Raw genomic sequence first — 714 nt, 5'->3', positions numbered from 1 at the left:
GATCCAGAAGGCTGCTATTTGTTCATCGTGGATGGGGCTCAGGCGTTGAGCAAAGCCCTCCGACGCACCTTCGGCGCGGATATTCCCATTCAGCGTTGTCAGATCCACAAGGCACGCAACATCACTGATCGGCTCGATCCGAAACATCATGCCGCCGTGCGAGGGGCCCTGAAACAGGCCTGGGGGTTGGACAATGCCGATAAGGCCGAACGGCTGATACGCAATCTGGCACGGCGGTTCGAGCAGGAGGCACCAGATCTATCCAGATCGATCCTCGAAGGCCTCGACGAAATCCTCATGGTGGTAAGGTTGGGCCTGCCACTCGAACTGAGGCGATCTCTGGCCAGCACCAACATCATCGAGTCCATGAACAGCGTGATCCGGCAGGTTTGCCGCAACGTGAAGCGCTGGAGGGATGCAAAGATGGCTCTGCGTTGGACGGCAGCTGGTATGTTCGAGGCAAAAAAGGGCTTCCGCCGCATTAAGGCCTACAAGCAACTGCCCATCCTCAAGCAGGCTCTCATCGACCACCGCAAAAAGCCCCAGCTTGACCAGATCAAGGACGCAGCATAATCTCAAACTAAGGCAACGCCGCTCAGGCGAGTTTCAACAAACAGCGGGACATTCCCTGTGTCCCCGGGAACGGTGTCGAATCTCAACAAGAAAATTTACGCCAAGATCGAAGAATGGCGCCATCGCAGGATCGAGTGCGAT

At 56.4% G+C, this 714-nt stretch carries 1 protein-coding gene; it reads left to right on the top strand.

From position 1 onward, the window contains the following. The coding region (locus GY937_27970) for an IS256 family transposase (protein MCP5060551.1) at positions 1 to 573 on the top strand (573 nt) is incomplete at its 5' end. Positions 574 to 714 lie beyond the last annotated feature (141 nt).

The sequence above is a fragment of the bacterium genome (genome assembly GCA_024228115.1).
In the GTDB taxonomy this organism is placed as follows: domain Bacteria; phylum Myxococcota_A; class UBA9160; order UBA9160; family UBA6930.
Note: the sequence above shows the minus strand (reverse complement) of the source record. Positions and strands in the feature narration are given on the sequence as shown.